8 protein-coding genes are annotated in these 7,079 nt (G+C 55.6%); 6 read left to right on the top strand and 2 right to left on the bottom strand.

The window, feature by feature from the left end; translation table 11 throughout:
* Window positions 1–76: 76 nt before the first annotated feature.
* A complete protein-coding gene (locus H1D41_RS18040; RefSeq protein ID WP_228850234.1) occupies window positions 77–520 on the bottom strand; it encodes a hypothetical protein in 444 nt (147 codons plus the stop codon).
* Window positions 521–596: 76 nt separating this feature from the next.
* Window positions 597–1,463, bottom strand: coding sequence for a branched-chain amino acid aminotransferase (locus tag H1D41_RS18035; protein WP_228850233.1), 867 nt, complete (start codon window positions 1,461–1,463; stop codon window positions 597–599).
* Window positions 1,464–1,659: 196 nt separating this feature from the next.
* Here H1D41_RS18035 and H1D41_RS18030 point away from each other — a divergent pair, with 196 nt between their 5' ends.
* From H1D41_RS18030 to dxs, 6 genes are read left to right on the top strand one after another with little or no spacing between them, the layout of a single operon-like run.
* A complete protein-coding gene (locus H1D41_RS18030) occupies window positions 1,660–2,172 on the top strand; it encodes a MarR family winged helix-turn-helix transcriptional regulator (protein WP_228850232.1) in 513 nt (170 codons plus the stop codon).
* Window positions 2,169–2,870, top strand: a complete 702-nt coding sequence (locus H1D41_RS18025; protein ID WP_228850231.1) for a response regulator — start codon at window positions 2,169–2,171, stop codon at window positions 2,868–2,870. The genes H1D41_RS18030 and H1D41_RS18025 overlap by 4 nt, the downstream gene beginning before the upstream one ends.
* A gap of 59 nt (window positions 2,871–2,929) precedes the next feature.
* Window positions 2,930–3,856, top strand: coding sequence for a histone deacetylase family protein (locus H1D41_RS18020; RefSeq protein WP_228850230.1), 927 nt, complete (start codon window positions 2,930–2,932; stop codon window positions 3,854–3,856).
* Window positions 3,853–4,086: an exodeoxyribonuclease VII small subunit gene (locus tag H1D41_RS18015; RefSeq protein ID WP_107496566.1), complete on the top strand. Its 234-nt coding sequence runs from the start codon at window positions 3,853–3,855 to the stop codon at window positions 4,084–4,086. The genes H1D41_RS18020 and H1D41_RS18015 overlap by 4 nt, the downstream gene beginning before the upstream one ends.
* Window positions 4,055–4,954, top strand: coding sequence for a polyprenyl synthetase family protein (locus H1D41_RS18010; protein ID WP_394355424.1), 900 nt, complete (start codon window positions 4,055–4,057; stop codon window positions 4,952–4,954). Before H1D41_RS18015 ends, H1D41_RS18010 begins: the two co-directional genes overlap by 32 nt.
* A gap of 18 nt (window positions 4,955–4,972) precedes the next feature.
* Window positions 4,973–6,913, top strand: a complete 1,941-nt coding sequence (gene dxs, locus H1D41_RS18005) for a 1-deoxy-D-xylulose-5-phosphate synthase (protein WP_228850229.1) — start codon at window positions 4,973–4,975, stop codon at window positions 6,911–6,913.
* Window positions 6,914–7,079 lie beyond the last annotated feature (166 nt).

Genomic DNA, 7,079 nt, shown 5'->3' with positions numbered 1-7,079 from the left:
TCTCAATACGATGTTCAAATAAAAAAACCCGCCTCAGTAGAAATACTGAGGCGGGCTTTTTTGTGCGCAGAGCGCGCTAATCATGCAGCCGATAGGCAGAAATCGAAGAACGTACTCCAAATGCGGCTTCAGAGTGTGGATAAGGACCAAAGGCGTTAGATCCGACACGGTAGGTGACTTCGTTTAAGCCAGATCCGCCATCATGAAAAACAACGATGACCGTCTCTCCATGGGCTGCAAAGGCACGTGTAAGACGGGTTCTGAACGCTTCTTTCGTATGGCGCTGTTCACTATTGCTCCAGGATACATCTGCAACAATCGCAACGCCATTCAGAGAACCGCGGCGTGCCTGATATTCCTGTGTGATGGCCAGCGGCGCCACACGGCCGGTGAATTTGTACCAGATAAGTGTGCCAAGCGCGGGTGTTGTAACAAAAAGGACCGCCAGGAAGAGAGGCAGATACTTTCGTTCTGAGCGCCTGAAGACAATTTGGGGGGAAGATATCTGGCTTCCGGGCATCGGCATTCTCCACGAATTCGATGTCCAGAATAGACCAGAGCCGTTGGAAACAGGTTAACGGCTCTGGTAACTGAATTTATGAACGTACGAGTCTCTCGTAGCTTTCAGCAATATCGCGCGCAATATCGCCAACTTCAAAGGTGTAATCACCGATCTGGCCCACCGGGGTGACCTCGGCAGCAGAACCTGTCAGCCAGCATTGTTCAAAGTCAGCCAGTTCTTCTGGCATGATATGGCGCACGTGAACCTTGATGCCTTTTTCTTCAAGCATGCCGATCACGGTCTGGCGGGTTAACCCGTTCAGAATCGCATCGGGCAGGGGCGTATGAACTTCGCCGTCTTTCACAAAGAAGATATTCGCGCCCGTCGCCTCAGCAACGTAACCCCGATAATCCATGAACAACGCGTCGGAACAGCCTTTGGCTTCGGCGGCATGTTTGGACATGGTGCAGATCATATAAAGGCCGGCGGCTTTGGCGGCGGTTGGGATCGTTTCCGGGCTTGGACGTTTCCATTTGGCGATGTCAAGCTTTGCGCCCTTCATCTTCGCATCACCATAATAGTCGCCCCAGGCCCAGGCCGCGACGGCCATGCGCACTGGATTGCGTGCCGATGAGACACCCATATCTTCGCCCGAACCACGCCATGCAACCACGCGTACGTAAGCATCTGTCAGACCATTGGCCGCGACGACCGCTTCTTTTGCCGCTTCGATTTCATCAACGGTGTAGGGGATGGGCATATCCATCATCTCACCGGATTTCAGAAGGCGTTCAGAGTGTTTGCGGGACAGGAAGATTTTGCCACCATAGACGCGCTCGCCCTCGAAGACGGATGAGGCATAGTGCAGCCCGTGGGTGAGGATGTGGACATTGGCATCACGCCATTCGATCAGCTTGCCATCCATCCAGATCTTGCCATCGCGGTCATCATAGCCGGTCATTGCTTTGGTCCTTATCATTTCCCCGACGTCGCGTCGGATTTTCCGAAAGTTACGCTAAAAGGTCCGCATCGGACATTATATTGCGTAAAAAGTGATGATTGCTACGAATTGATTCTTGGAAAGTCAACATCACTGACATAAAATTCTGAAAATTGTGATGATGACCTGATTGGGGTCGGACTGAAAGGCCGCTTTGATGAATGACACTTCCGATACCGATCTGATGGCCGGCGCAGGACTGCTGTTCCTGACGGATGAACAGCTGATGAAGGGCAGTGAAGCGATGTTCTTTGCCTATCGCGGTTTCACCGCTGATCCCGACCGGATCCTTGCTGAAAGTGGCTATGGGCGGGCACATCACCGGGCGGTGCATTTCATCGGGCGTTCGCCTGGCACAACTGTGAACAACCTGTTGGCGATTCTTGGGGTGACAAAGCAAAGCCTTAATCGGGTGCTACGTTCACTTATCGAAGATGGCCTGGTCGAAAGCCGGGTCGGGACACGGGACAAGCGGGAACGTCATTTGTTTCTGACAGAAGAAGGCAACAAACTGGACAGGTCATTGACGGATGCGCAACGGGCACGTATGCGCGCAGCTTATTCCGCCGCAGGTCCAGAGGCTGTCCAGGGCTTTCGTAAGGTGTTAGAAGCCATGATGGATCCGGACATGCGCCGCCGGTTTAACCGAATGAAGGATAACGACAAATGATGGAATCTGATGCTCATTTGCTGATCGTCGATGATGACGAACGGATCCGTGTTCTTCTGCAGAAATTTCTGATCCGCAACGGGTTTCTGGTGTCTGCGGCACGGGATGCGGCGCACGCGCGTAAGATCCTGTCCGGCCTGGAATTTGATCTGATTATCATGGATGTGATGATGCAGGGCGAGGACGGGGTTACACTGACCCGCAGTTTGCGTGAAACCATGAAAACACCAATCATTCTGCTGACTGCGCGCGGTGAGACAGAAGATCGTATTCAGGGGCTTGAGGCGGGCGCAGATGATTATCTGCCAAAACCGTTTGAACCGCGCGAGTTGCTTTTGCGTGTGAATGCGATTCTGCGCCGTGCCCCTGCAGAACAAGTCCAGAACCAGGGGCCAAAAGTTCTGAACCTTGGCCCGGTGCGTTATGACGTGGAACGGGGCGAGATGTGGCAGGGCGAAGGCCTGGTTCGTCTGACAGCGACGGAAAGCCAGTTGATGCGGATTTTCTCAGAAAAATGCGGAACCCCGGTCAGTCGGGCGCAATTGGTTGAGGATCTGGGCCGTTCCGGTGGGCAGGCACAGGAACGGGCGGTAGATGTTCAGATCACACGTCTGCGTCGCAAGATTGAGGCCGACCCAAAACAGCCGCGTTACCTTCAGACCGTGCGTGGTGAAGGTTATATGCTGGCCCCTGATTAAGTCACGCGTCCTTCCCTTTTTTGGGTGGGTTTTGTTGTTGCGCCGGAAGGGTATGCTTTATGACAACTGCACTTATCACGCATTCTGATTGCGATGGTCACGTTACGCCTCCGGGGCATCCGGAACAGGTGGCGCGGCTGGAAAATATCCGTAATACGTTGGCCGGGTTTGATCTGTGGCGGGAAGAGGCACCATTGGGGCGTGTCGAGGATATCCTACGCTGTCACCCGCAGCATTACATTGATCGGATCGAAGCTTCGGTGCCGCTCAGCGGGTGGAACACCCTGGACGGTGACACCCATATGGCGCCGGGATCTTTTCAGGCGGGGTTGCGCGGTGTTGGCGGCGTGATACGTGCCGTTGATATGGTTCTGAATGAAGAAGCCGGGAACGCATTTGTTGCCTCTCGCCCGCCTGGTCATCACGCTGAAACAGAAACCGCCATGGGGTTTTGCCTGTTCGGCAATGCGGCGATCGCCGCGAAATATGCGCTGGACCATCATGGGCTGGAAAAAGTCGCAGTGCTGGATTTCGACGTGCATCACGGCAATGGCACCCAGGATCTGTTGTGGAACGAACCACGGGCGATCTTTGTGTCGTCCCATCAGATGCCGCTGTACCCCGGTTCCGGCGGGCGCAATGAACGTGGCGCGCATGGGCAGATGTTGAATATCCCATTGGAAAGCGGCACGGGCAGTGTTGAAATGCGCGCGGCCTGGGCGCATCGTGTTTTCCCAATGCTGAAACGTGAAGCGCCGGAACTGATCATCATTTCTGCGGGTTTTGATGCCCATGCGGCAGATCCTCTGGCGGGGCTGAACTGGCAGACGGAAGATTTCGCCTGGATCACCCGGGAAATTTGCCAGATTGCACATAAGGTCTGCGCGGGCAGGGTGGTGTCTACCCTGGAAGGCGGTTATGATCTGGATGCTTTGGGCGAAGCATGCGCCGCCCATGTTCAGGAATTAATGGAGCACGCGACATGAGCGACACACCGGTAGCTGAGATGAGCTTTGAAGAGGCCATGGCCGCGCTGGAAGGCGTTGTGGGACAGCTGGAACGGGGCGACGTGCCGCTGGATCAGTCGATCTCTCTGTATGAACGCGGTGCGGAACTGAAGAAGCATTGCGAAACAAAACTGCGTGAAGCAGAAGAAAAAGTTGCCAAAATCACCCTTGGTCCCGATGGGGCACCACAAGGCACCGAGGCGCTGTAAGGTGTTTCAGGACCAGCTCAAAGAAGATTCTGCCCGCACCCAGGCCTGCCTGCGTGCTGTGATGAAGGGTTTGCATTCCGTACCAGTTTGTGCGGCGATGCATTATGCCGTGGATGGTGGCAAAGGCCTGCGCGGATTTCTGGTGCAGGAAGGTGCACGTATTCACGGGATTGATCCGGCGCAATCTGTTTATGCAGCGGCGGCGGTTGAAGCCCTGCATGCGTATTCCCTGGTGCATGATGATCTGCCCGCGATGGATGATGATGATTTGCGTCGTGGTCAGGCCACAGTGCACGTGAAATGGGATGATGCGACGGCGATCCTTGCGGGTGATGCTTTGCAGGCCCTGGCGTTTGAACTGCTGACATGGGCCGAAATCGGATCGGCGCAGGTGCGTCTGGCACTGGTGATGGAACTGGCCCGTGCCGCAGGTGCCCGTGGCATGGTTCTGGGCCAGGCACTGGATATTGCCGCTGAAACGGCGGACACCCCGCTGACTTTGTCAGAGATCACTGAACTTCAGGCGAATAAAACCGGTGCGTTGATCCGCTGGTCTGCTGAGGCCGGCGCGATTATGGCAGAACGCAATCGTGAACCGCTGCGCAAATACGCCGATGCGCTGGGTCTTGCGTTTCAGATTGCCGATGACATCCTTGATGTTGAGGGCGATGAAGCCAAAACCGGCAAGCGCGTGAACAAGGATGCAGACGCAGGTAAGGCGACGTTTGTGTCCTTGCTGGGCCTTGATGGCGCAAAGCAGCGCGCGCGTGACCTTGTCGCAGAAGCCTGTGCTGCGCTTGACGTCTATGGTGACAAAGCTGCAAACTTGCGTCAGGCGGCCGAGTTCGTTATTTCCCGCGACAGCTGATCCTCTAGGATAAACGCCATGAGCGAAGACACAAATCCACGCCCGCAGACCCCGTTTCTTGATCGGGTGCACAGCCCGTCTGACATGAAAACCCTGTCAGACGGTGAGCTAAAGCAACTGGCGCACGAACTGCGTCAGGAAACGATTTCTGCGGTGTCTGAAACCGGTGGGCATCTTGGTGCAGGCCTTGGCGTGGTGGAACTGACCGTCGCGTTGCATGCGGTGTTTGATACGCCAAAAGACCGGTTGATCTGGGATGTAGGGCATCAGTGCTATCCGCATAAGATCGTCACCGGGCGGCGTGATCGCATTCGTACCCTGCGTATGGAAAGCGGCCTGTCTGGCTTCACCAAACGCACGGAAAGCGCCTATGATCCGTTCGGGGCCGGGCATTCTTCAACGTCAATTTCTGCCGCCCTTGGTTTTGCTGTTGCACGCGATCTTGGCGGTGCGCCGGATCATGGCCTGGGCGATGCGATTGCTGTGATAGGCGATGGTTCCATTTCCGCAGGCATGGCCTATGAGGCGATGAACAACGCCGGACATCTGGGCAAACGTCTGTTTGTGATCCTGAATGACAATGAAATGTCGATTGCGCCCCCTGTTGGCGCGATGTCGTCTTACCTGTCCCAACTTTACGCCGGTGCCCCGTTCCAGGAGTTGAAATCTGCGGCGCGTGGCGCGGTCAGCCTGCTGCCGGAACCGTTCCGCGAAGGCGCAAAGCGCGCGAAAGACATGCTGAAAGGCATGACCGTTGGCGGCACTTTGTTTGAAGCTCTGGGGTTCTCTTACGTCGGCCCGATTGACGGACATGATCTGGACCAGCTTCTGCCTGTTCTGCGGACCGTGCATGAACGCGCCACAGGCCCGATGCTGATCCATGTGACAACGAAAAAGGGCAAAGGCTATGCCCCCGCTGAAAGTGCCCGCGATCGTGGTCATGCGACGGCGCAGTTCAATGTACTGACCGGCAAGCAAAAGAAAGCGCCGTCCAATGCGCCGAGCTATACCAAAGTGTTTGGTGATGCGCTGGTGAAACACGCGGCTGAAGATGACAAGATCTGTGCGGTGACCGCCGCCATGCCGGATGGTACGGGTCTGAACCTTATGGCAGAACGCTATCCCAGCCGTTGCTTTGACGTGGCGATTGCCGAACAACATGGGGTGACGTTTGCAGCTGCTCTGGCGGCTGGCGGGATGAAACCTTTCTGCGCAATGTATTCGACTTTCCTGCAACGCGGGTATGACCAGGTTGTGCATGATGTAGCGGTCCAGGGTCTGCCTGTGCGCTTTGCGATCGACCGGGCTGGGCTTGTCGGCAATGACGGCGCGACGCATGCGGGCAGCTTTGATATTGCTTTTCTGAGCAATTTGCCGGGTTTTGTTGTGATGGCCGCAGCGGATGAGGCTGAGCTTATGCATATGGTGGCGACTGCTGCTGCACATGACAGTGGCCCGATTGCTTTCCGGTACCCGCGTGGTGAAGGTGTGGGTGTTGATATGCCGGAACGCGGTGAAGTTCTGGAAATCGGCAAAGGGCGTATGGTGCAGGAAGGCGCGAAGGTTGCGATCCTGTCTTTTGGCACACGTCTGTCTGAAGTTATGAAAGCCTGTGAAAGTCTGGCCGCGAAGGGGATCACCCCAACAGTGGCGGATGCCCGGTTCGCCAAGCCTCTGGACAAAGAAATGATCCTGGATCTCGCATCCAGCCACGAAGCGCTGATCACTATTGAAGAAGGGTCCGTCGGCGGGTTTGGCAGCCATGTCGCGCAGATGCTTCTGGAAAAAGGTGCGCTGGATGGCGGGTTGAAGTATCGTTCTATGACCCTGCCGGATGTGTTTGAAGATCACGCGTCACCCAAAGCGATGTATGAGGCATCCGGGCTGAACGCGTCCGGTATTGAGGCGAAAGTTCTGGATGTCCTGGGCATCACTGACCTGGCCAGCAAGCGCGCGTGAGTTAACAAAAACTGAATATAGAAAAAGGCTCTGATCCTCCCCCCGGTATAATCCCCGGGGGAGTTTTTTGTTCAGAACTTGGCGATTATGTTAATGAATGCGCCTTTGTCGTCCTGTGTGATGTCTGCGAGGTCATCAGAGAAGCGGCCGAAGTTATAGCCGAGGC

The sequence above is a fragment of the Halocynthiibacter styelae genome (assembly GCF_016123485.1).
Lineage (GTDB): Bacteria > Pseudomonadota > Alphaproteobacteria > Rhodobacterales > Rhodobacteraceae > Halocynthiibacter > Halocynthiibacter styelae.
The sequence above is the reverse complement of the archived record's forward strand: the minus strand, read 5'-3'. Positions and strand labels throughout refer to the sequence as shown.

What these genes read in the sequence shown, in the direction of transcription:
- H1D41_RS18040 (WP_228850234.1), bottom strand. Translation starts at nt 520, where the DNA reads ATGCCCGGAAGCCAGATATCTTCCCCCCAAATTGTCTTCAGGCGCTCA.
- H1D41_RS18035 (WP_228850233.1), bottom strand. Translation starts at nt 1,463, where the DNA reads ATGACCGGCTATGATGACCGCGATGGCAAGATCTGGATGGATGGCAAG.
- H1D41_RS18030 (WP_228850232.1), top strand. Translation starts at nt 1,660, where the DNA reads ATGAATGACACTTCCGATACCGATCTGATGGCCGGCGCAGGACTGCTG.
- H1D41_RS18025 (WP_228850231.1), top strand. Translation starts at nt 2,169, where the DNA reads ATGATGGAATCTGATGCTCATTTGCTGATCGTCGATGATGACGAACGG.
- H1D41_RS18020 (WP_228850230.1), top strand. Translation starts at nt 2,930, where the DNA reads ATGACAACTGCACTTATCACGCATTCTGATTGCGATGGTCACGTTACG.
- H1D41_RS18015 (WP_107496566.1), top strand. Translation starts at nt 3,853, where the DNA reads ATGAGCGACACACCGGTAGCTGAGATGAGCTTTGAAGAGGCCATGGCC.
- H1D41_RS18010 (WP_394355424.1), top strand. Translation starts at nt 4,055, where the DNA reads ATGGGGCACCACAAGGCACCGAGGCGCTGTAAGGTGTTTCAGGACCAG.
- dxs (WP_228850229.1), top strand. Translation starts at nt 4,973, where the DNA reads ATGAGCGAAGACACAAATCCACGCCCGCAGACCCCGTTTCTTGATCGG.